The following is a 20065-nucleotide window of genomic DNA, read 5'->3' as shown; positions in this document are numbered from 1 at the left end:
CGGTTCCGACGATTCCGTTTAAACGGAACCGCTCTAGTGAGAAGGATGTAGCGCGTCGTTGAGATACATGCAGGTCAGCATTGCGAATACATAGGCCTGGATGACCGCCATCAATATCTCAAGCGCGGTCAGCGCGACGGTCATTGCAAGCGGCAATATCGCGGAAAACAGCCCCAGCGTTCCCAGACTTCCCAGACCGACCACGAACCCGGCAAAGACCTTCAGCGTGATGTGGCCCGCAAGCATGACCGAAAACAGACGCACCGAATGGCTGATGGGCCGGGAGAGAAAGGACATGATTTCTATGGGGACGATAAGTGGCGCGAGAGCTATCGGAACGCCCGACGGCATGAACAACCGGAAGAATCGGAGACCGTGCCGCACGATCCCGTAAATCGTCACCGTAAAAAAAACCAGCATGGCCAGCGCGAAGGTCACGATGATCTGGCTCGTCACCGTGAATGCATAGGGGAACATGCCGATCAGGTTTGCCGCAAGAATGAACATGAACAGCGAAAACACCAGCGGAAAGAATTTCATTCCCTTTTCGCCGGCATTGTCGCGCAATGTCTTGGACACGAATTCATAAAGCATTTCGGCAGATGATTGCCATCGTCCGGGTATGATTGCCCTGCGGCGTGAAGACAGCAAAAGAAAACCCGCAGCAACGCAGATCGTCAGAAACATATAGATTGCGGAATTTGTGAGGGCGATTTGCTGGCCGCCCAAAACGCCAAGTTCGATGAGAGGCTTGATCTCAAATTGTTCTATAGGTCCAGCCATGCAATAGCCCTTTTATGGGGCCGTCCCCTATGCGAACACAGACGCGGGCCGTCCCGCGCACATTCCAGATAATAGGATTTTTGCGCTAAAGCAAGATAGTGTTGATCACAACACAATCCCCGCCCGTCGTTTTGCTTTGGATCGATGCGCATTTTACGCTATCCTCAACCGCAGCGAGGGCTGCTTTGTCCTCCACGAAACCACGATGGAGATAAGCCGATGACTCTCTCAAGGCGTGATTTCATGATTGCAGCCTCTTCAGCGGGTGGAGGGGCAATGTTGTCTGCGCTGGAAAGCACAAATGCTGCCGCGGCAACCTCGATGGCCGCAGTGGGCAATCCCGATTTTCATCGTTTCCAGCTGGGCGAGTTCGAGATTACGACGCTTTCCGACGGGCGCAGGGCGGGTGAGGCACCCGAAAAAACCTATGCGATCAATCAGGATGCAAAAGACGTGGCGGCTTTGCTGGAAGATAATCTTCTTCCTGCTGATCGTTTCGTAAATGGTTTTACCCCTGTGCTGATCAATACGGGAACGGAGCTCGTTCTCTTCGATACCGGCCTTGGGGCGGCTTCTCGCGAAGCCGGTCAGGGCAGGCTGGTCGCGGCACTTGAAGCGTCAGGCTACAAGGCAGATGATGTGTCATTGGTGGTGATAAGCCATTTTCACCCCGATCATATCGGCGGATTAATGGAGGATGCGAAGCCGACATTCGCCAATGCACGCTATATGACGGGGCAAAAGGAATTTGATTTCTGGACTGATCCTGCACGGCTTGACGGCCCTGCGGCGCGCGTGGCCCAACTGGTCGAAAGTAATATAATATTAAGCCGCTGGCTGAAAAAACGACCTTCCTCGACGATGGGAGTGAAGTTGTCTCCGGCATTCATGCGCTCGGCGCGTTCGGGCACACACCGGGACATCTGGCCTTCCGTATCGAATCGGATGGCAAACCGCTGATTCTGATTTCGGACACGGCCAATCATTTTGTCACGACCTTGCAGCGGCCTGAATGGCATGTTTCATTCGATATGGATAAGGAAATGGCGGTCGATACCCGAAAGCGCCTCTTCGATATGATTGCGACGGATCGCCTGCCATTTATCGGCTATCACATGCCGTTTCCTTCCCTTGCCTATCTCAAGCGGGAGGGCGAAGGCTACCGCTATATCGCTGAAACCTACCAGCTCCGCGATCAGTGATTGAGGCAAAACAGGGCTTGCGTGGACATCACTTAATTCAGGGCACCCGTAAAAACTGCCCAGGCGGCGTATCCCGTGGCAATAGCGCTGAAGAATAATATCAGATGATCCAGACCCGCTTTCATGTCTTATGATTAGGGGCGGATTTCTAAAGCATGTCGCCCGAAAGTGGGAACCGGTTTCGGGATAACGACATGCGTAAAAACAACAACTTAAAGCGTAAGGAGCGAATCTGAAAGATCGCGACACGCTTTAACGCCACAATTGCTGGAGAATTAAAGATTTGTAATTCAAGCGCTCTCAGCGCCTCGGGTCTCCAGCACCTCTATATTGATGACTTACAACCAGCTTACTCTGCCGGTAGCGATGTCATGCATGGCTGGAACGACAAGAAGATTTCCAGCTTCGTGGCGTTTTTGAAGGATGCTGCTGCGGCGGATTAAGCTTTCAGCCGTGATGCGTGCATGTTCTTCAGCGACCTTCTGAACCAGAGCCGTGTTGCTGGAACTGCGCGGACCCTCTGAACCATCAAGATTTTCCAGGGCTGGAGTAATTTGGGCAAGCATATTTGTTATATGCCCCATCTTCACATCATCAACAGCACTTTTGACGGCGCCGCACGAACTATGGCCGAGAACGACGATTGCTCTGGCCCCCGCAACTTCAGTCGCATATTCAAGACTGCCTAAAATATCATCGTTCACAAAGTTTCCGGCTACGCGCGCACAAAAAACATCGCCGATGCGTTGATCGAAGATAATTTCCGGCGGTACTCGTGAATCGATACAGCCGACGATGGCCGCGAAAGGTGATTGATGATTTGCAGTTTCATGAACCTGACGCATCAGATCGCAGTTGATAGTCTGTCCTGCCACGAAACGTTCATTGCCTTGCCTGAGAAGCTCTATTGCTTCCTTGGGTGAGGTTTCATTTTGCCGCTGATCCGTGAATACGGCGCATTCCATGGCTTCGCCAAAAGCTGGTGTCGCTGCCAGGGGGAGCGAGGCCAGCAGGCAGCTGCAAAATTTCCGACGCGTTAGCATGCCCCTCATCCCCTATGTTTTTCAGGATTGAACATTGAGTCTCGCCACAACGCAAGAGAGAAAGAAGCCCTGTCGGCCAAAGCAGATGTTGGAAATCTTCTGCTGATCTTTATCGTGATTATGATGGCCTATGGGTTGAGAGCGTTGCCACGGATTTGCATTCGTGTGCATTTTGTTCTTTTATTTGTTTTTAGGGCTTGCGGAAAAACTCTTTGCATTCTAAGGCTTCCTCCGGTTCGGAGCGTAGCGCAGCCCGGTAGCGCACTTGACTGGGGGTCAAGGGGTCGTGGGTTCGAATCCCGCCGCTCCGACCATTTTCTCTTCTATTTTAATTATTGACGGAAACCGGATTATCGGGATGGCCTATTGTTGCTGCCATAAGGCGCAAAAGGCGCGTACCCTTGCGCGCCTTCGATCTATGGGATGATAGAGTGTAGAACTAGAGCATGTCTCCCAAAAGTGGGTACCGGTTTTGGGATAAAGGCATGCGTAAAAACAAAGAGTTAAAGCGTGTTGTATGAATACGATAAAACGCAACACGCTTTAGTGACGACGACAAATGTGCATCGGACTTGCGGGAAAAAGCCATTCAATATGCATTTTCCGTATTCAGAAGCCTGACAGGCGTCAGAAACAGGATCTTGAGATCAAACCATAGCGACCAGTTTTCGATATAGTAGAGATCATATTCCGTACGCATGCGGATTTTCTCGTCATTATCGATTTCTCCGCGCCAGCCATTGATTTGCGCCCAGCCGGTGACGCCCGGTTTGACGCGGTGACGGGCGAAATAACCATCCACCACATCATCATAGAATATGTTGCGCGTATATGCGGCCACCGCATGCGGACGCGGACCGACCAGCGAAAGCGTACCGCGTAGCGCGTTGAAGAATTGTGGCAGCTCATCAATAGACGTCTTGCGGATGAAACGGCCAACGCGCGTGACGCGCGGATCGCCCTTGGTAACGGCCTGGCCGGCTGTCGGGTCTGACTGCTCGACATACATTGAGCGGAACTTCCAGACATTGATGACTTCATTATTAAAGCCGTGCCGCTTCTGCTTGAAGATGACGGGCCCCTTGCTGTCCAGCTTGATTGCTATGGCAGTCGCCAGCATGACCGGCGAGAGCAGGATAATCCCTAACAGGCTGAAGACAATATCGAATATGCGTTTTGCAACCGAGTCCCATTCATTGATCGGCCTGTCGAAAATATCGAGCATCGGCACGGAGCCGATATAGGAATAGGCGCGCGGCCTGAAACGCAGATGGTTGTTAAGCGCTGACAGACGAATATCGACGGGCAGAACCCAGAGCTTTTTCAGAAGCGAAAGCACCCGCGCTTCTGCACTGATCGGCAGGGAAACGATCAGCATATCAATATGGGCAATTCGGGCAAATTCGATGAGCTCGTCGATATTGCCAAGCTTGGGGTAGCCGGCGACGATGGGGGGGGAGCGGCGATTGTCCCGGTCATCGAAAATGCCGCAGATGCGGATGTCGTTATCAGGCTGCTGTTCAAGCGAGCGAATGAGCGTTTCTGCATTCGTACCGCCGCCGACGATCACCGCCCGGCGTTCCATAGTGCCGTTTCGCGCCCAGTGTCTGACTTTACGCGCTATGAAAAGGCGTGTCCCTGCAAGCAGAATAAAAGCGCTTGCCGCCCAAATGAGAAACCAGCCGCGCGAGAAATCGGAAGATATTTTAAACAGAAAGCCAGCAACGGCGAGGGCGCCCAGTACTGCCGCCCAGGTAAGGATCAGCCGCCTGAAATGACGGATGGGCGCGCGCAGGATATTGATCTGATAGCCATCATGGAACTCCGTCATCATCACGAACAATGCGCCGCCCGCGATGATGCTGAGCGGATAATAAAGATCGAGATGACCGCCGATGCCTACATAGAAAATGAAGCTGAGAACGCCGGTGAGGAAGATCAGGCCGAACTCCGTCAGGCGCATTACCCCGCTCAGCATCACGGGCGAAAAGGTGTCATGCTTGTATTGCGCGGCCATCTGGCGCGCCATCTCGTTGAGTTTTGCAGCCTCTCCAGAGCCAGAACCCTTGCCATTGCTGGCGGCCGCCTCTGCGGCGTTATGGGCAGAATGAGAAGCTGCTTCTTTTTCCCGCACGATATTGCCTCTGATGATGAATTTGCGGGATCATGCCTAACGGCAAATCCTTAGGAAACTCTGTCAGTCGGCCTGACGCAGCCATAATGATTTCAGGAAAGCACTTCATGGTAAAGCTTTTATATAGACGACCCGGAGCGTCGCAGCATCCGCATGATCAGGCGCCGGGCACCATCAAAACAGGCGCTCACGTACATATATGGTGTCGCCGGGCAGGATCGGATCCGATATGAGAACCCGTCCTGTCATGACTTCTCCGTTGATCTGGCGGGTAATATCGACATTCTGCTGGTTGGCGCGTGGCGTGAAGCCGCCCGCTGCGGCTATCGCTTTCTGCACCGTCATGCCGGGCACATAGGAATATTGCCCTGCCGCGCCGACCTCGCCCATGATGAACAGCGGGCGATAGCGGTCCACTTCGATGCTCACATCGGGATCGCGAAGATAACCGCCGCGCAATTTCGAGGCAACGACGCCTTCGAGTTCCTTGACGGTCTTGCCGCTTGCAGGAACGCTGCCGACGAGGGGAAACGCGATATAACCCGATTGATCGACGCTATAATTATTGGTGAGGCTTTCCTGCTCGAACACGGTGATGCGGACGCGATCACCGGAATTAAGCCGATAGGGCTCGTTTAATGTCGCATGAAAGGCTGGCGGGGCAGGGCGATAACCTGAACATGCCGAAAGCATCATCGCTGCGAGGCCAAGCGTGACGACCGCCACATGCCGGTTGCGCCTGCTATGAGTTTTCTGCATCGTCATTTCTGCCCCGGACTCTTCCGAAAACCATTTGCACTGATGGCGGCTTGTGTGCCTTCGCCATGGAAATACCAGCAAACCCGAATGCTGTTAGCGGATATTATCGTTTGATTAGGGTTAATGGCGGGTAAATAATTGACTGCCCCTCCAAAAATCCTTGCGGATATAGGGTGGTGGGCCCCGGGAGTTTAACCCTCTGGTTACCTTGATCGTTTACGATTTTCGATAAAGAAATCCGGTCCCAGAACGGGGCCGGTTTTGGAGGATGCAGATATTGATATGGGCGCACTTGGTGAAAGCCTGCGCCGTAACCGGCTTTTGATTTTCGGCGGTGCGGTGCTTATGGCCCTGATGGCATGGGGGGCTTGCCTTCTCTTTATCCCTGATTTTCGCGTGCAAACCGGCCTTCTGATTGGAGCACACGAATCCGCCGATACGGGCTCCAATGGAGAAGATATGGCGGACTGGCTGAATTATCCGGGGACCGCGCCGGTGGTCGGCGCCACATTCGCAGCCGGGCTTGTGCTTTTATCGGTCTTCGCATTGCTGCGTGAACGGTTCAGCACTCGCGCTTTTATCCCGCTTGATAAGACGCGCATCAAAACGGCTGAAGAAATCGAAAGGCCGGTGATTGCAGCCGAGGCCGATACGGCATCGGTTCCGCCGACCAAAGACGAACCGGGCTATGAGACGACCTCCGCAGGGCATTCCAATCCCAATGGAATAGAGAGCATCGCAGACCACCTGCTGGAAGGAACACTCAAGCGCATTGTCATAGTTTCGCCTGAAGGCGATCGGGTGGCGGTGGGTTCATTGCGTCTGGTGCGAGAGCTTGCCGACCGGGGCAAACGCATCATCTTGATCGACATGACCGCCTTTGGTTCTCTGGGAGCGGCGATGCTCGATGGCGACAATCTCTCCGGCATTACGGACTTGCTCGACGGCCAGAAACGTCTTGACGACGTGATCCATAACGATCATTTTTCTCGGGCGCATATCATGCCGCTTGGCCGGGCCGACCCGGAAAGCGCGATGCGTTCGGCGGATCGGCTGCCATTCATCCTCGATGCGCTGGAAACCGTCTATGATTTCGTGGCGATTGAATGCGGCGCATCCACTTCCCGGCAGATAGATCGCATTGCCGATGGTCCGGTGGAAGTCATCATGAATATCCTCGATCCGGACAATGAAGCGGTCGTGCGCTCGGCGCTGGATCTCGATCAGGGTGGTTATGAAGACGTCATCATATTGATGGATTCAGCGGCAAGAGATTAGCGTTTCTGCCGTGGCGGTCGCTCCATCCACCAGATGATGCCCATGGCCGGCAGAACCCACAGAATACCGGTAAAGAAGAAATAGAACAGATGCACCCACACGCTTGACTCGGCCAGAACTGCTACCGCCACCAGTGTGGCCAAAATCGCATAGATGATCACAAGCGCGACAAGCAGAAATGTGCCTATGAGTTTTTTCAGCCGGACAGGCATGTTTTTCTCCTCTTGATGCGTCATCCCTAAAGCATGTCGCCCGAAAGTGGGAACCGGTTTCGGGATAACGACATGCGTTAAAACAACAACTTAAAGCGCATCCCGAAAAGTGTGAAACGGTTTTCGGAAAAGATGCGCGTTAAAACAACAACTGAAAACGTAAGGAGCGAATCTGAAAGATCGCGACACGCTTTAGCCTGCGAATCTCTATAAAGGAAGCGAAAACGCGGCGGCATGTCGCGTAGGTCGGGCGGGGAGCTGACTTGTAACCCCTTCTCCTATGCGGCATGTATTCCGGACCGAATATTCAGGAAGGTAAATGGCATGGCGGTATTTTCCGCTCACAATGAAGGGCAGGGCGCAGCGCGTTATCACGATGACGCAAATCGTCGGATGATCCGGTACTGGTTATACGCGGTCTTTGTCGTTCTCATTGCCATCGTGATGGTGGGAGGCGCGACCCGCATGACCGGCTCTGGCCTGTCCATTACCGAATGGAAGCCCATCCATGGTGTGATTCCTCCGCTCAATCACGCCGAATGGCTGGAAGAATTCGAGAAATATCGCCAGATTCCGCAATATCAGCAGATCAACAAGGGTATGTCGCTTGGCGAGTTTCAATATATCTTCTGGTGGGAATGGGCGCACCGTATGCTGGCGCGTTTTGTCGGCTTTCTGGTTGCCATTCCGCTTGCATTCTTCTGGCTGAGCGGACGCCTCAATACCGGCCTGAAATACCGGATGCTCGGTCTTCTGCTTCTTGGCGGCTTGCAGGGCGCTATTGGCTGGTGGATGGTAGCGTCGGGCCTGAGCGAGCTTACCAGTGTCAGTCAGTACCGGCTGGCGATCCACCTGACCACGGCCTGCATCATCATTACGGCGGTCTTTTACATTGCGCGCGGTCTGGTTGCCTATAGCGAACGCCCCGCGGAACGCTCCATCGCGCGCTTTGCCGGCTGGCTGGTTTTTGCGATTCTTGTGCAAATCTACCTTGGTGGCCTGGTTGCAGGGCTGCATGCAGGGCTGACCTATAACACCTGGCCGCTGATGGATGGCGCGGTCATTCCATCAGATCTTTTCGCGCAATCGCCATGGTGGCGCAATATTTTTGAGAATCCGAAAACCGTACAGTTCATACACCGTATGTTTGCCTATACTGTTCTGGTGCTGGCCGTTCTCCATGTCATGCAGGTCTGGCGAAATGCGCCGGACACGACCCACGCGCGCCGCACGCTCGTATTGCTTGGCCTCATTCTTGTTCAGGCGGCGATCGGCGTAGCCACGCTTTTGATGAGCGTGCCGCTGCATCTGGGCCTCACGCATCAGTTCGTGGCGCTGATCGTGCTTGCCTTTGCGGTTGCGCATTGGCGTGCCTGCAAGGGCGCTTATGAAGAATGAAAAAAGGCCCGGTGGCATAAACCACCGGGCCTTTTAAGTCGTCACTGCGACCTGAGTCGTCAGTGCATTATTTGCCGAGCATCAGGTCCATATTCTGGACGGCGGCACCTGACGCACCTTTGCCCAGATTGTCGAGCAGCGCGACAAGATTGACCTGACCGTCGCCTTCCGTGCCAAAAACAAACAGCTTCATGCCGTCCTTGCCTGCAAGCTCTTCTGCGTCGACGCGCGGCAGCTTGCCGCTTTCATCGAGCGGCACGACCTCTACCACCGTCTGACCGGCATAATGCTCGCTCAGTGCTGCATGGAGTTTTTCGAGCGAGGGCGCGCCTTCGAGTTCGCTCAGAAAGAGCGGAACCTGTACGATCATGCCTTGCGGGAAACGTCCGACGCTGGGGCTGAAGATAGGACGGCGATCCAGCCGGCCATGTAATTGCAGCTCCGCCACATGTTTGTGGCGCAAAGGCAGGCCGTAAAGGAAATTATTTGCGGCGAGATGTTCGGGATTATTCTCATCTTCCATTTGCGCGATCAATTGCTTGCCGCCGCCGGTATAGCCTGAAACGGCATTGACGCTCAGCGGGTAATCGGCAGGCAGAAGCCCTGCATCGCGCAAGGGACGCACCAGCGCGATGGCGCCGGTCGGATAGCAGCCCGGATTGGCAACGAGGCGCGCCTGTGCAATCCGCTCGCGCTGTTCCTTGGCGAGTTCGGCAAAGCCATAGATCCAGTCCGCATGAATACGATGCGCGGTCGATGTATCAATGATGCGGGTCGAATTATGGCCTTCGAGCAATGAAACCGCTTCTCTGGAGGCATCGTCGGGCAGGCAAAGAATGGCGATGTCGGCGGCGCGCAGATAGTCGGCGCGCAAATCCTTGTTGCGGCGCTCGGCTTCGGGAATGGAAATCACTTCAAGATCGCCACGCTCGGCGAGGCGGCTGCGGATTTGCAGGCCCGTCGTGCCGTGTTCGCCATCGATGAAGATTTTCGGTTTCATACGCTTTGCCTTTGAATTCAGTAATTTACGTCAGCATCCGGAATCAGTCTTGTAGCGCGTTGAATCAATTTCTCAACCGCAAGAATGACCGTGTCTTATCGCTGCGCCTTCTTTTCGGCCAGCAGCCCCAGATAATACATCGCAATCGTGGCGCCTGCGATAGCCGTTATATCGGCATGATCATAGGCTGGCGCAACCTCGACAATATCGGCGCCCACGAAATCAAGCGCCGCAAGCTTGCGCAGGATGGAAAGCATTTTGGCCGAAGACGGCCCGCCCGCCACTGGCGTGCCGGTTCCGGGGGCAAAGGCCGGATCGAGGCAATCAATATCGAAGGTCAGATAGGTCTTGCGGCCATCGGTGCGGGCGAGAATGGCCTCGGCGATCTGCGCGGCCGACATATCTTCGACCTCATGGCCATGGATGATCTTGATGCCGCAGTCGTCCGGCGCATGGGTTCTTATGCCGATCTGGATCGAATGGTCAGGATCGATAATTCCATCACGCGCTGCGCGCGCGACGAAGGAACCATGATCGATGCGCTTGCCGTCATCAAACCATGTGTCCTGATGCGCGTCGAATTGCACCAGCGCCAGCGGCCCGTATTTGGCGGCATGAGCTTTGAGAAGCGGCCATGTGATGAAGTGATCACCGCCCAGCGTGAGCAGAAAGGCGTCAGATTTAAGAATTTTCGCAGCTTCTCGCTCGATGGTCGCGGGCGTCTTGTAGTGGTTGCCATAATCGAGCAGGCAATCGCCATAGTCGATGACCGCAAGATTTTCGAACAGGTCGCGCTCGAATGGATATTGCGGATCATTATCGAAAATGGCGGAAGCGCGCCGGATGGCCTGTGGTCCGAAACGCGCGCCGGGCCGGTTGGATACGGCTGCATCGAAAGGAATGCCCCAGACGACGGCCTCGGCACCTTTGAGCGATTTGGTGTAGATGCGCCGCATGAAAGACAGCACGCCTGCATGGGTGGGGTCTGTCGCCGCGCTGGTCAGGCTGCGGGCGGTGATGGCATGATCGATGGTCTTTGTTGGCATGGCCGTTCCTTACGGATGATTCCGTATATCCATAGCAAAAAAGCGGACCCGGAGGCCCGCTTTTCTGTAAGTTTCAAAGCGATAAGAATTAACGCTTGGAGAACTGGAACGAACGACGAGCTTTTGCGCGACCGTACTTCTTACGTTCAACGACACGGCTGTCGCGGGTCAGGAAGCCGCCCTTCTTGAGAACCGTGCGCAGGCCCGGTTCGTAGTAGGTCAGCGCCTTCGAAATGCCATGACGAACGGCACCGGCCTGACCGGAGAGGCCGCCACCGGCGACGGTAGCGATGATGTCGAACTGGCCTGCACGGTTCGAGGCGACGATCGGCTGCTGCAGGATCATCTGCAGAACCGGGCGTGCGAAATACTTTTCGAATTCCTTGCCGTTCACGACGATCTTGCCGGAGCCGGGCTTGACCCAGACGCGAGCGACAGCGTCTTTACGCTTGCCGGTTGCGTAAGCACGGCCATGCGCGTCGAGCTTCTGGACGTGGACCGGAGCGGCCTGTTCGGTTGCGGCCGTAGCGACGCTGCCGAGTTCTTCGAGCGAATTGAGCTGCTCAGCCATGATTATGCATTCCCTTTGTTCTTGCGGTTCAGCGCAGCAATATCGAGGACTTCTGGCTGCTGAGCTTCATGCGGATGTTCCGAGCCTGCATAAACGCGCAGGTTCTTCATCTGACGGCGACCAAGCGGACCGCGCGGGACCATGCGCTCAATGGCCTTCTCGACAACGCGCTCCGGGAAGCGGCCTTCGAGAATCTGACGGGCTGTGCGTTCCTTGATGCCGCCCGGATGGCCGGTGTGCCAGTAATATTTCTTGTCGGTGTATTTCTTGCCGGTCAGCACGACCTTGTCGGCATTGATGATGATGACATTGTCGCCATCGTCAACATGCGGGGTGAAGGTGGCTTTGTGCTTGCCGCGCAGGCGATTGGCGACGATGGTGGCCAGACGACCGACGACGAGACCTTCCGCGTCGATCAGAATCCATTTCTTCACCACTTCGGCCGGCTTTTGGGAAAAAGTTGCCATTGAAGTCTTCCTTAGACTAATCCCCGATCTTGCGATCCGGGCTTTTCTTGTTGCTTGTGTTGGGTCTATCCAACGTAACGCGCGAAAGCAGGCTTTCATGCGCTACGGGCGGGTCGATACACAGAATTTGCCCCCCAGTCAAGCGCTCTTTTCTGTACGCCTCTTATAAAGAGTAACAAAATCAATCAGTTACGATGTTGGTATTATGATACCTTATATTTATTGCGGCGGAATCGAGTAAGTTGCGCTTGCATGGGCTATCAGATCATCGCTCGCTGCGCTCGTCAGACTGATGTCGATAACCGCAAGGCGTTTGCCGAGCTTGAGAATCCGCGCCATTGCCAGCAGCTTGCCGGGAGCGGCCTTGCGCAGAAAATTGATATTGAGGTTCGTGGTCACTGCGAGCGCCACCGGGCCGATATGGGCGAGAATAACCGCATAGGCTGCGACATCGGCAAGAGCGAACAGCGAGGGGCCGGATACGGTTCCGCCGGGGCGCAGATGCGCTTCGCCCGCTTCAAGCTGCATGATGGAAAAGCCGCCGCCAATATCGATGATTTCGAAATCCCCATTAAGCTGCGGAAACTCCTGCCGCAAAAACGCATTCACGTCTTCAACCTTCATTACGGGCTTTACGTCCCTCATGCTTTCCCTCCCATTTGGCGCAGGATAAGTTAAAGCATGTCGCGCGAAAGTGGGAACCGGTTTCGGGATAAGGACATGCGTTAAAACAAAAACTTAAAGCGTAAGGAGCGAATCTGAAAGATCGCGACACGCTTTAAGCACGCTCAAAGGGAGAAGCGCTATGCCCATTTCGTCGGATCAGGAAATTCGTGACGTGCTTTTATCGGTAAAGACGATCGCGCTGCTTGGCGCGTCGCCGCGGCCCGATCGTCCGAGCAATGGCGTGATGCGCTTTCTTTTGTCCAAAGGCTACCGCGTCATTCCGGTTAATCCGGGGCAGGCGGGCAAGGAAATCCACGGCCAGCCTGTCTATGCGACACTCGCAGACATCCCCGAGCCGGTGGACATGGTCGATGTGTTCCGCGCTTCCGAATATCTTCCTGCGATTGTTGACGAGATTCTCGCCATGCAGAGCAGGCCCGACGTTTTGTGGACGCAGCTTGATGTCGTCCATGCGGAAGCCGCCAAACGAGCGGAGGAGGGCGGATTGAAGGTCGTGATGAATCGCTGTCCCGCGATTGAGTTTCCGCGTTTAATAAGTCGGGCTTAGGAAGGATTAATTTTCTATTTTATCATAATATTGAGCGATTTTCTTCTTTGCTTTATCGGGTGCCCGGCCTAACGTCCGACAACTTATCGCTTTTCCCGATTTAGGCTTAGGAGGACATCATGACCAACCGCTCACCCGGCATCAGTACGCTCGCAATTCACGCCGGGGCAAAACCCGACCCGACCACCGGAGCGCGTGCAACGCCGATCTATCAGACCACTTCTTTTGTGTTTGAAGATGCCGACCACGCTGCCTCGCTTTTCGGGCTTCAGGCTTTTGGCAATATTTACACGCGCATTACCAATCCCACGACAGCAGTTCTTGAAGAGCGTATCGCTGCGCTGGAAGGCGGAACGGCGGCAGTGGCGACGGCGTCCGGCCATGCGGCACAGCTCCTGATTTTCCATACGCTCATGCAGTCGGGCGATAATTTCATCGCGGCCAACAAGCTGTATGGCGGCTCGATGAACCAGTTCGGCCAGGCTTTCAAGTCATTTGGCTGGGAAGTGCGCTGGGCGGAGGCGACCGATCCGGCGGATTTCGAGCATCTCATTGATGATCGAACCCGTGCGATCTTCATCGAAAGCTTTGCGAATCCCGGCGGCATCGTCATCGACATCGCGGCCATCGCGGAAGTCGCACACAAGTACGGATTGCCTCTGATCGTCGACAATACGCTGGCATCGCCCTATCTGATACGCCCGATCGAGCATGGGGCCGACATCGTCGTGCACTCGCTTACCAAATTTATTGGCGGCCATGGTAATTCCATGGGCGGTATTCTTGTCGATGGCGGCACTTTCGATTGGGCTAAATCCGGCAATTACCCGCTTTTGACGCAACCGCGTCCCGATTATGCCGGGCTGGAGATTCATAAGACATTCGGCAATATTTCCTTTGCTATTGCGGCACGCGTGCTGGGCCTGCGCGATTTCGGACCGGCAATCTCGCCCTTCAACGCATTCCAGATTTTGACGGGTGTCGAGACGCTCCCCCTTCGCATGCAGCGCCACAGCGATAATGCGCTCAAGGTTGCCACATGGCTGAACGAGCACGAGAAAGTTTCATGGGTAAGCTATGCGGGCCTGCCCGGTGACAAATTCAATGCCTTGCAAAAGAAATATTCACCAAAAGGTGCTGGCTCCGTTTTCACTTTCGGCATTAAGGGCGGCTATGATGCGGGCGTGAAATTTGTCGACGGGCTTGAGCTGTTCTCGCTGCTTGCAAATCTGGGTGATACGCGCTCGCTGGTCATCCATCCGGCGTCGACCACGCATCGGCAGCTTAGCGATGAACAGAAAGTCGCAGCCGGAGCAGGGCCGGAAGTCGTTCGTCTTTCGATCGGCATCGAGGATGCAGACGACATCATCGCTGATATTGAACAATCTTTGGCGAAGATTTGATAAAACGCCTGTGCCGTTCATTCGAAGAATCTGGCACCGAAAGGCATGGCTAAGCTGGATGCATGGCTAAAAAGAAAGGCGGTTCTTCAACCGCCTTTTTGCTGATTTGAAGTCTTGCTATCTTTCAGCAATTTATGGCGGATGCGCATATATATGTGGGGGAATTGGACAAGGCGATAAAATGGTGGGCGATGAGAGACTCGAACTCCCGACATCTTCGGTGTAAACGAAGCGCTCTACCAACTGAGCTAATCGCCCGGACTGATTTGTCAGCCGTTGTGAGACGCGTTTAGGCAATTCATACGCCAAGTGCAAGCGTAAAATTATCAAACCAGCACCCTTTTTATTCGCCTGATGAAAATTCACTGCCGACCGCCTTCGGCCATCAATAAGGTATTTCATGAATCATAGCCGCGATTTCTGAAAAATGATTCTGTCATCCGCCCGGATTCGGCGATGCAGCTGGGTGTGTGGAAAAGTTTCTCAAGCCAGAAAACCCAATAAAACCGGTAGTTTTGCGCGAAAATCAAAAATTTTATCTTTTCTTCCAACCCCTCGCTTGACAGTGGTGCGAGAACCCCTTAAACGACCGCTCACACCGGACGGAAACGCCGGTCACCACACAGCCAAGCGGCTGTAAATGAAATGCGCGGGTGTAGCTCAGTTGGTTAGAGTGCCGGCCTGTCACGCCGGAGGTCGCGGGTTCGAGCCCCGTCACTCGCGCCATTTCATTTAACAATATTCTCCCCATTCAGACATCACCGAGCCGGAACCATAGCGCTGCCCATGAGTCAGCATGCGCGATGTTATTTCGAGCGCCGCGACCATGACAAATAGGCGATAGAAAAACCGCCAATCAGAATGATGACGAGGTCGCCGCCTGCAAGCAGATAGGTGCTCAATATAATTTCTCCGCGCTCCGACTTGCGCCTTCAACTGAAATAAGTGGAAATTGTAGGCGTCTTCATCGGCTTTTGAAGGCAGGCCATGGCGCAAGAACCAGCCTGCATGGTTATTTCTTCCCCTTATGCTGCATCCGGCAGGTCAGTCTTTCTCTTCCTTTCACAATGATGTGACCGTGGCCCTTTCAATATGATCGGAGCAGGGTGCGTTGAAGCCGCGCTCATTTGAGCATGGATGGTGATTTGAGCAGATGTGAAGGGGAGATGATTCTTTCGCGCCGGTGCGCCGAAGTAGAGTGCTTTTCACGAATTGCTCACGAAATTATGATGTTTTCGTGCTATAGAGGGATAAAGGTGGCGGATGCGGGCTGGTTTGTGGCCTGAACCTTGGCGGCTGGCCGCACTATACCCATTTGTTCCAGGCCGAGGGCTTGCGCTTATGGGGCTGCTGCGCTAACCGTCCCCACGAAATAAGCTGAGTTCGCACGGCATGCCTTTTGAAGCTGCTTGGGCGACGAGGTTGCAACAGATGCAATGTGTCGCATGGTCGTATGCCTCAAAAAGCTTATGACAGGGCGACGCAGCCTCGTATTCAAGCCGGATAAGGATTATGAACGAGCTTTTAAACTCCTATTTGCCGATAATTATCTTTCTCGGTATCGCGATGGTAATCAGTGCAGCCCTTCTGGTTGCGCCATTTCTTGTCGCGTATAGACAGCCGGATCCGGAAAAGCTTTCTGCTTACGAATGCGGCTTCAATGCGTTCGATGATGCGCGCATGAAATTCGACATTCGTTTTTATCTGGTGTCGATTCTCTTCATCATATTCGATCTGGAAGTCGCCTTTCTGTTCCCTTGGGCCGTCTCGTTCGGTGCAATCGGCTGGTTTGGCTTCCTTTCGATGATGGTCTTTCTGGGCGTCTTGACCATTGGCTTTATATATGAGTGGAAGAAGGGGGCGCTGGAATGGGATTGACCAATACCAACTCGACGCTTGTGGCTCCGCAGCCAAAAGGCATTCTGGATCCGCGTACGGGCAAGCCTGTCGGCTCCGACGATGCGTTCTTTAACGATCTGAACGGTGAGTTGTCCGACAAGGGCTTTATCGTCACCTCCGCCGATGCTCTGATCACATGGGCCCGCACCGGTTCGCTCATGTGGATGACCTTTGGTCTGGCATGTTGTGCGGTTGAAATGATGCATATTTCCATGCCGCGCTACGATGCCGAGCGTTTCGGTATCGCGCCGCGCGCTTCTCCACGTCAGTCTGACGTCATGATCGTTGCAGGCACCCTGACCAACAAGATGGCCCCGGCGCTGCGCAAGGTCTATGACCAGATGCCCGAGCCGCGCTATGTGATCTCCATGGGGTCCTGCGCCAATGGCGGTGGCTATTATCACTATTCTTACTCGGTGGTGCGCGGCTGTGACCGTGTGGTTCCGGTCGACATATATGTCCCCGGTTGCCCGCCCACTGCTGAAGCTCTGCTTTACGGCATTCTTTTGTTGCAGAAAAAAATCCGCCGTACGGGCACGATCGAACGCTGATACGGCTGCCGGCCTGTTTGTCAGCCGGTTTGCGTCAGAAAAAATATGTTAGGGCGCGGCTGCATCTTTCAGGGGCAGGGCGGGTTCTAAAAGAGGAAGTTAGGAAAATGAGCGAAGAAGCTCTCGGTGAACTTTCCAGCTATATAAAGGAACGTCTCGGCGATACTGTCGAAGATGCGCGGCTGGCCTATGGCGAGTTGACGCTTACCGTGCCGGTCGCAAGCATCGTCGAAGTTCTGACTTTTCTGCGCGATGACGTACAGTGCCAGTTCGTCAATCTGACTGATATTTCCGGCGTGGACTATCCACAGCGCCCTCAGCGCTTCGATGTGGTCTATCAGCTTTTGTCGCCGCGCCAGAATCTGCGCATTCGGGTGAGGATCGAGACGGATGAAGACATTCTGGTGCCTTCGGCCACCTCCGTCTACATCGGCGCGGAATGGTATGAGCGGGAAGCCTACGATATGTATGGCATTCTCTTCTCCGGCCATCCGGACCTCCGCCGCATTCTGACGGATTACGGCTTCGAAGGCTATCCGCTGCGCAAGGACTTCCCCCTTACGGGTTATGTGGAGGTCCGCTACAGCGATGAATTCAAGCGCGTCATCTACGAGCCGGTCGAGCTGCGTCAGGAATTCCGCAATTTCGATTTTCTCTCGCCATGGGAAGGGACGGATTACGTCCTGCCGGGCGATGAGAAAGCAAAGACGAACTGAGCGACGGGAAGCTGAACATGGCTGAGACTCAGGTCCGCAATTTCAATATCAACTTCGGTCCGCAGCACCCGGCGGCGCACGGCGTGTTGCGTCTGGTGCTCGAGCTTGACGGCGAAGTCGTCGAGCGTGTCGATCCGCATATCGGTCTGCTGCATCGCGGCACCGAAAAGCTGATGGAGACGAAGACCTATCTTCAGGCCCTGCCTTATCTCGACCGCCTCGATTACGTGGCGCCGATGAATCAGGAACATGCCTATGCGCTTGCGGTCGAGCGTCTGCTGGGCATTCAGGTGCCCAAGCGCGGCCAGCTTATCCGCGTGCTCTATTCGGAAATCGGCCGTATCCTCAACCATCTACTCAATGTCACCACGCAGGCAATGGACGTCGGCGCGCTGACGCCGCCGCTCTGGGGCTTTGAGGAACGTGAAAAGCTGATGGTGTTTTATGAGCGTGCCTGCGGTGCGCGCCTGCACGCAGCTTATTTCCGTCCCGGTGGCGTTCATCAGGATCTGCCCGATCAACTCGTGGAAGATATTGGCAAATGGATCGATCCATTTTTCACCACGCTGAAGAATCTCGATGATCTTGTCACGCCAAACCGTATTTTCAAGCAGCGTAACGTCGATATTGGTGTCGTTTCGCTGGAAGATGCATGGGCCTGGGGTTTTTCGGGCGTTATGGTCCGTGGTTCGGGCGCTGCATGGGATCTGCGCAAGTCGCAGCCTTATGAGTGCTATGATGAGATGGAATTTGATATTCCGGTCGGCAAGAACGGCGACTGCTATGATCGCTATCTGATCCGCATGGAAGAAATGCGCCAGTCGGCACGGATCATGCGTCAATGCGTCGAACTGCTTCTGGGCAAGGAGCGCGTCGGGCCTGTCTCGCATACCGATAACAAGATCGTACCGCCAAAGCGCGGCGAGATGAAGCGCTCGATGGAGGCGCTCATCCATCACTTCAAGCTTTATACGGAAGGCTATCATGTGCCTGCCGGTGAAGTTTACGCAGCAGTTGAAGCTCCGAAGGGTGAATTTGGTGTCTTCCTTGTCTCGGACGGCTCCAACAAGCCCTATCGCTGCAAGCTGCGCGCTCCGGGCTTTGCCCATCTTCAGGCCATGGATTTCATTTGCCGCGGCCACATGCTGGCCGACGTGTCGGCAATCCTTGGTTCGCTCGATATTGTGTTTGGTGAGGTTGACCGCTGATGTCCGTTCGCCGTCTCGCAGATGATGCCATCCAGCCTGCTGCTTTCGCGTTCAGCGCGGAAAATCAGGCATGGGCGCAAAAGACGATTGCAAAATTCCCCGAAGGCCGTCAGCAATCGGCCGTCATTCCGCTGCTCATGCGTGCGCAGGAGCAGGATGGCTGGGTCACGAAAGCTGCTATCGAACATGTCGCTGCAATGCTCGACATGCCGCTGATCCGCGTTCTGGAAGTTGCGACCTTCTATACGCAGTTCCAGCTCAAGCCCGTCGGCTCGCGCGCGCATATTCAGGTATGCGGCACCACGCCATGCATGTTGCGCGGCTCCGAAGCGTTGATGGATGTATGCCGTCACAAGATCAACCATGATCCGCTGGAGCTCAACGCCGAGGGCACGCTGTCCTGGGAAGAGGTCGAGTGCCAGGGCGCTTGCGTCAATGCGCCGATGGTCATGATCTTCAAGGACGCCTATGAAGACCTGACGCCGGAGCGTCTTGCAGAAATTATCGATGCTTTCGAGGCAGGCAAGGGCGACACGATCAAGCCCGGCCCGCAGGTCGAGCGTATTACGTCGGAACCGATCAACGGCCTGACCTCGCTGACGGAAGATCTCGATTACAAGAAGATCGGGCTCGAAACCCGCAAGGCGTCGGATGCAGCCGCTGCCAAGGCCAAGGCGGAAGCTGAAGCCAAGGCAAAAGCCGAAAGCGAAACAGTGGCGCCCTCCAATGCCGGCAAGCCTGTAACCAATGCACCGGAAACCGCGCCGGCCCTGAAGACGCCTTCGGACGTCAAGGTGTCGAATGCGAAGGAGAAGGCGGCTTCCGTTGAGGCAAAGCAGGAATACAAGCTTGATGATTCAAATCGTCCGGAAGCTATTGAGCGTCCGGAAGCTGTTGACGACCTCAAGCTGATTTCCGGTATTGGCCCAAAAATCGAAACAACCTTGCATGAGCTTGGTATTTTCACCTTCAAGCAGGTCGCTTCCTGGAAACAGGCCGAACGCGAATGGGTCGATGGCTATCTGAGCTTTCGCGGTCGCATCGAGCGTGAAGAGTGGGTGAAGCAGGCCGAGGCCCTGGCTAAGGGCGGCGTCGAGGAATATGTCAGAATATTCGGAAAGAAGCCGGTATGATGACTTCGATATTGGCAAACACGAACGG

At 54.7% G+C, this 20065-nt stretch carries 19 protein-coding genes, 3 tRNA genes and 1 pseudogene; 12 read left to right on the top strand and 11 right to left on the bottom strand.

Going from position 1 to position 20065, the window contains the following annotated elements; translation table 11 throughout:
- Positions 1 to 33: 33 nt before the first annotated feature.
- Complete coding sequence (locus DKP76_RS10205; RefSeq protein ID WP_109706320.1) at positions 34 to 783, bottom strand: F0F1 ATP synthase subunit A; 750 nt, start codon at positions 781 to 783, stop codon at positions 34 to 36.
- 219 nt (positions 784 to 1002) lie between these two features.
- On the opposite strand from DKP76_RS10205, the pseudogene DKP76_RS10200 reads away from it, so the two are divergent.
- Positions 1003 to 1985: pseudogene (locus DKP76_RS10200) on the top strand (MBL fold metallo-hydrolase).
- 338 nt (positions 1986 to 2323) lie between these two features.
- On the opposite strand, the gene DKP76_RS10195 reads toward DKP76_RS10200, so the two are convergent.
- A complete protein-coding gene (locus DKP76_RS10195) occupies positions 2324 to 3028 on the bottom strand; it encodes a carbonic anhydrase (RefSeq protein WP_109706572.1) in 705 nt (234 codons plus the stop codon).
- A 237-nt stretch (positions 3029 to 3265) separates the two neighbouring features.
- Here DKP76_RS10195 and DKP76_RS10190 point away from each other — a divergent pair.
- Positions 3266 to 3342 (top strand) — tRNA-Pro (locus DKP76_RS10190).
- Positions 3343 to 3617: 275 nt separating this feature from the next.
- Here DKP76_RS10190 and DKP76_RS10185 read toward each other — a convergent pair.
- Entirely contained in the window at positions 3618 to 5162 is a 1545-nt protein-coding gene (locus tag DKP76_RS10185; protein ID WP_109706319.1) for an undecaprenyl-phosphate glucose phosphotransferase, read from the bottom strand.
- Between the two features lie 174 nt (positions 5163 to 5336).
- On the bottom strand, positions 5337 to 5921 hold the full coding sequence (locus DKP76_RS10180) for a polysaccharide biosynthesis/export family protein (RefSeq protein ID WP_425349384.1): 585 nt from the start codon (positions 5919 to 5921) through the stop codon (positions 5337 to 5339).
- 726 nt (positions 5922 to 6647) lie between these two features.
- Here DKP76_RS10180 and DKP76_RS10175 point away from each other — a divergent pair.
- Entirely contained in the window at positions 6648 to 7199 is a 552-nt protein-coding gene (locus DKP76_RS10175) for a tyrosine-protein kinase family protein (protein WP_109706570.1), read from the top strand.
- Here DKP76_RS10175 and DKP76_RS10170 read toward each other — a convergent pair.
- A complete protein-coding gene (locus DKP76_RS10170) occupies positions 7196 to 7411 on the bottom strand; it encodes a DUF2842 domain-containing protein (protein ID WP_109706317.1) in 216 nt (71 codons plus the stop codon). The two genes, DKP76_RS10175 and DKP76_RS10170, sit on opposite strands and share 4 nt — an antisense overlap.
- A gap of 324 nt (positions 7412 to 7735) precedes the next feature.
- Here DKP76_RS10170 and DKP76_RS10165 point away from each other — a divergent pair, with 324 nt between their 5' ends.
- Positions 7736 to 8809 (top strand): COX15/CtaA family protein, encoded by a 1074-nt coding sequence (locus tag DKP76_RS10165; protein WP_109706316.1) that lies wholly within the window; start codon positions 7736 to 7738, stop codon positions 8807 to 8809.
- Between the two features lie 67 nt (positions 8810 to 8876).
- Here DKP76_RS10165 and argC read toward each other — a convergent pair whose 3' ends face one another.
- The 5 genes from argC to DKP76_RS10140 all read right to left on the bottom strand — a co-directional run bounded on the left by argC (position 8877) and on the right by DKP76_RS10140 (position 12538).
- Positions 8877 to 9809 (bottom strand): N-acetyl-gamma-glutamyl-phosphate reductase, encoded by a 933-nt coding sequence (gene argC / locus DKP76_RS10160; RefSeq protein WP_109706315.1) that lies wholly within the window; start codon positions 9807 to 9809, stop codon positions 8877 to 8879.
- A 95-nt stretch (positions 9810 to 9904) separates the two neighbouring features.
- Positions 9905 to 10855: an agmatinase gene (gene speB, locus DKP76_RS10155; RefSeq protein ID WP_109706314.1), complete on the bottom strand. Its 951-nt coding sequence runs from the start codon at positions 10853 to 10855 to the stop codon at positions 9905 to 9907.
- Between the two features lie 88 nt (positions 10856 to 10943).
- On the bottom strand, positions 10944 to 11426 hold the full coding sequence (gene rpsI / locus DKP76_RS10150; protein ID WP_109706313.1) for a 30S ribosomal protein S9: 483 nt from the start codon (positions 11424 to 11426) through the stop codon (positions 10944 to 10946).
- A gap of 2 nt (positions 11427 to 11428) precedes the next feature.
- Positions 11429 to 11893, bottom strand: a complete 465-nt coding sequence (gene rplM / locus DKP76_RS10145; protein ID WP_109706312.1) for a 50S ribosomal protein L13 — start codon at positions 11891 to 11893, stop codon at positions 11429 to 11431.
- Positions 11894 to 12112: 219 nt separating this feature from the next.
- Positions 12113 to 12538: a PaaI family thioesterase gene (locus DKP76_RS10140; protein ID WP_245410195.1), complete on the bottom strand. Its 426-nt coding sequence runs from the start codon at positions 12536 to 12538 to the stop codon at positions 12113 to 12115.
- Between the two features lie 160 nt (positions 12539 to 12698).
- Here DKP76_RS10140 and DKP76_RS10135 point away from each other — a divergent pair, with 160 nt between their 5' ends.
- The gene (locus DKP76_RS10135; protein WP_109706310.1) at positions 12699 to 13127 is read left to right on the top strand and encodes a CoA-binding protein; all 429 of its coding nucleotides are present in this window, start codon (positions 12699 to 12701) and stop codon (positions 13125 to 13127) included.
- A 119-nt stretch (positions 13128 to 13246) separates the two neighbouring features.
- The gene (locus tag DKP76_RS10130) at positions 13247 to 14530 is read left to right on the top strand and encodes an O-acetylhomoserine aminocarboxypropyltransferase (protein ID WP_109706309.1); all 1284 of its coding nucleotides are present in this window, start codon (positions 13247 to 13249) and stop codon (positions 14528 to 14530) included.
- Positions 14531 to 14712: 182 nt separating this feature from the next.
- On the opposite strand, the gene DKP76_RS10125 is transcribed toward DKP76_RS10130, so the two are convergent.
- Positions 14713 to 14788 (bottom strand) — tRNA-Val (locus tag DKP76_RS10125).
- Between the two features lie 391 nt (positions 14789 to 15179).
- Here DKP76_RS10125 and DKP76_RS10120 point away from each other — a divergent pair.
- The 6 genes from DKP76_RS10120 (at position 15180) to DKP76_RS10095 (ending at position 20037) form a co-directional block, all read left to right on the top strand.
- Positions 15180 to 15256: transfer RNA gene (locus tag DKP76_RS10120), tRNA-Asp, on the top strand.
- Positions 15257 to 16042: 786 nt separating this feature from the next.
- Complete coding sequence (locus tag DKP76_RS10115; protein ID WP_109706308.1) at positions 16043 to 16408, top strand: NADH-quinone oxidoreductase subunit A; 366 nt, start codon at positions 16043 to 16045, stop codon at positions 16406 to 16408.
- The gene (locus DKP76_RS10110; protein ID WP_109706307.1) at positions 16399 to 16980 is read left to right on the top strand and encodes a NuoB/complex I 20 kDa subunit family protein; all 582 of its coding nucleotides are present in this window, start codon (positions 16399 to 16401) and stop codon (positions 16978 to 16980) included. The genes DKP76_RS10115 and DKP76_RS10110 overlap by 10 nt, the downstream gene beginning before the upstream one ends.
- Before the next feature lie 107 nt (positions 16981 to 17087).
- Positions 17088 to 17696 carry an NADH-quinone oxidoreductase subunit C gene (locus DKP76_RS10105; RefSeq protein ID WP_109706306.1) on the top strand — a complete coding sequence of 203 codons (609 nt, stop codon included), beginning with the start codon at positions 17088 to 17090 and terminating at the stop codon, positions 17694 to 17696.
- Between the two features lie 17 nt (positions 17697 to 17713).
- The gene (locus tag DKP76_RS10100; RefSeq protein WP_109706305.1) at positions 17714 to 18904 is read left to right on the top strand and encodes an NADH-quinone oxidoreductase subunit D; all 1191 of its coding nucleotides are present in this window, start codon (positions 17714 to 17716) and stop codon (positions 18902 to 18904) included.
- The gene (locus DKP76_RS10095; protein ID WP_109706304.1) at positions 18904 to 20037 is read left to right on the top strand and encodes an NADH-quinone oxidoreductase subunit E; all 1134 of its coding nucleotides are present in this window, start codon (positions 18904 to 18906) and stop codon (positions 20035 to 20037) included. The genes DKP76_RS10100 and DKP76_RS10095 overlap by 1 nt, the downstream gene beginning before the upstream one ends.
- The last annotated feature ends 28 nt before the right edge of the window (positions 20038 to 20065 follow it).

Source organism: Falsochrobactrum shanghaiense, assembly GCF_003149535.1.
Lineage (GTDB): Bacteria > Pseudomonadota > Alphaproteobacteria > Rhizobiales > Rhizobiaceae > Brucella > Brucella shanghaiense.
The sequence above is the reverse complement of the archived record's forward strand: the minus strand, read 5'-3'. Positions and strand labels throughout refer to the sequence as shown.

Bases quoted from the DNA above. Each gene is read 5' to 3' on its own strand.
- argC (WP_109706315.1), bottom strand. From the start codon at position 9,809: ATGAAACCGAAAATCTTCATCGATGGCGAACACGGCACGACGGGCCTG.
- DKP76_RS10095 (WP_109706304.1), top strand. From the start codon at position 18,904: ATGTCCGTTCGCCGTCTCGCAGATGATGCCATCCAGCCTGCTGCTTTC.
- DKP76_RS10205 (WP_109706320.1), bottom strand. From the start codon at position 783: ATGGCTGGACCTATAGAACAATTTGAGATCAAGCCTCTCATCGAACTT.
- DKP76_RS10110 (WP_109706307.1), top strand. From the start codon at position 16,399: ATGGGATTGACCAATACCAACTCGACGCTTGTGGCTCCGCAGCCAAAA.
- DKP76_RS10180 (WP_425349384.1), bottom strand. From the start codon at position 5,921: ATGCAGAAAACTCATAGCAGGCGCAACCGGCATGTGGCGGTCGTCACG.
- DKP76_RS10135 (WP_109706310.1), top strand. From the start codon at position 12,699: ATGCCCATTTCGTCGGATCAGGAAATTCGTGACGTGCTTTTATCGGTA.
- DKP76_RS10140 (WP_245410195.1), bottom strand. From the start codon at position 12,538: ATGAGGGACGTAAAGCCCGTAATGAAGGTTGAAGACGTGAATGCGTTT.
- DKP76_RS10115 (WP_109706308.1), top strand. From the start codon at position 16,043: ATGAACGAGCTTTTAAACTCCTATTTGCCGATAATTATCTTTCTCGGT.
- DKP76_RS10105 (WP_109706306.1), top strand. From the start codon at position 17,088: ATGAGCGAAGAAGCTCTCGGTGAACTTTCCAGCTATATAAAGGAACGT.
- DKP76_RS10130 (WP_109706309.1), top strand. From the start codon at position 13,247: ATGACCAACCGCTCACCCGGCATCAGTACGCTCGCAATTCACGCCGGG.
- rpsI (WP_109706313.1), bottom strand. From the start codon at position 11,426: ATGGCTGAGCAGCTCAATTCGCTCGAAGAACTCGGCAGCGTCGCTACG.
- rplM (WP_109706312.1), bottom strand. From the start codon at position 11,893: ATGGCAACTTTTTCCCAAAAGCCGGCCGAAGTGGTGAAGAAATGGATT.
- DKP76_RS10195 (WP_109706572.1), bottom strand. From the start codon at position 3,028: ATGCTAACGCGTCGGAAATTTTGCAGCTGCCTGCTGGCCTCGCTCCCC.
- DKP76_RS10100 (WP_109706305.1), top strand. From the start codon at position 17,714: ATGGCTGAGACTCAGGTCCGCAATTTCAATATCAACTTCGGTCCGCAG.
- DKP76_RS10170 (WP_109706317.1), bottom strand. From the start codon at position 7,411: ATGCCTGTCCGGCTGAAAAAACTCATAGGCACATTTCTGCTTGTCGCG.
- speB (WP_109706314.1), bottom strand. From the start codon at position 10,855: ATGCCAACAAAGACCATCGATCATGCCATCACCGCCCGCAGCCTGACC.
- DKP76_RS10165 (WP_109706316.1), top strand. From the start codon at position 7,736: ATGGCGGTATTTTCCGCTCACAATGAAGGGCAGGGCGCAGCGCGTTAT.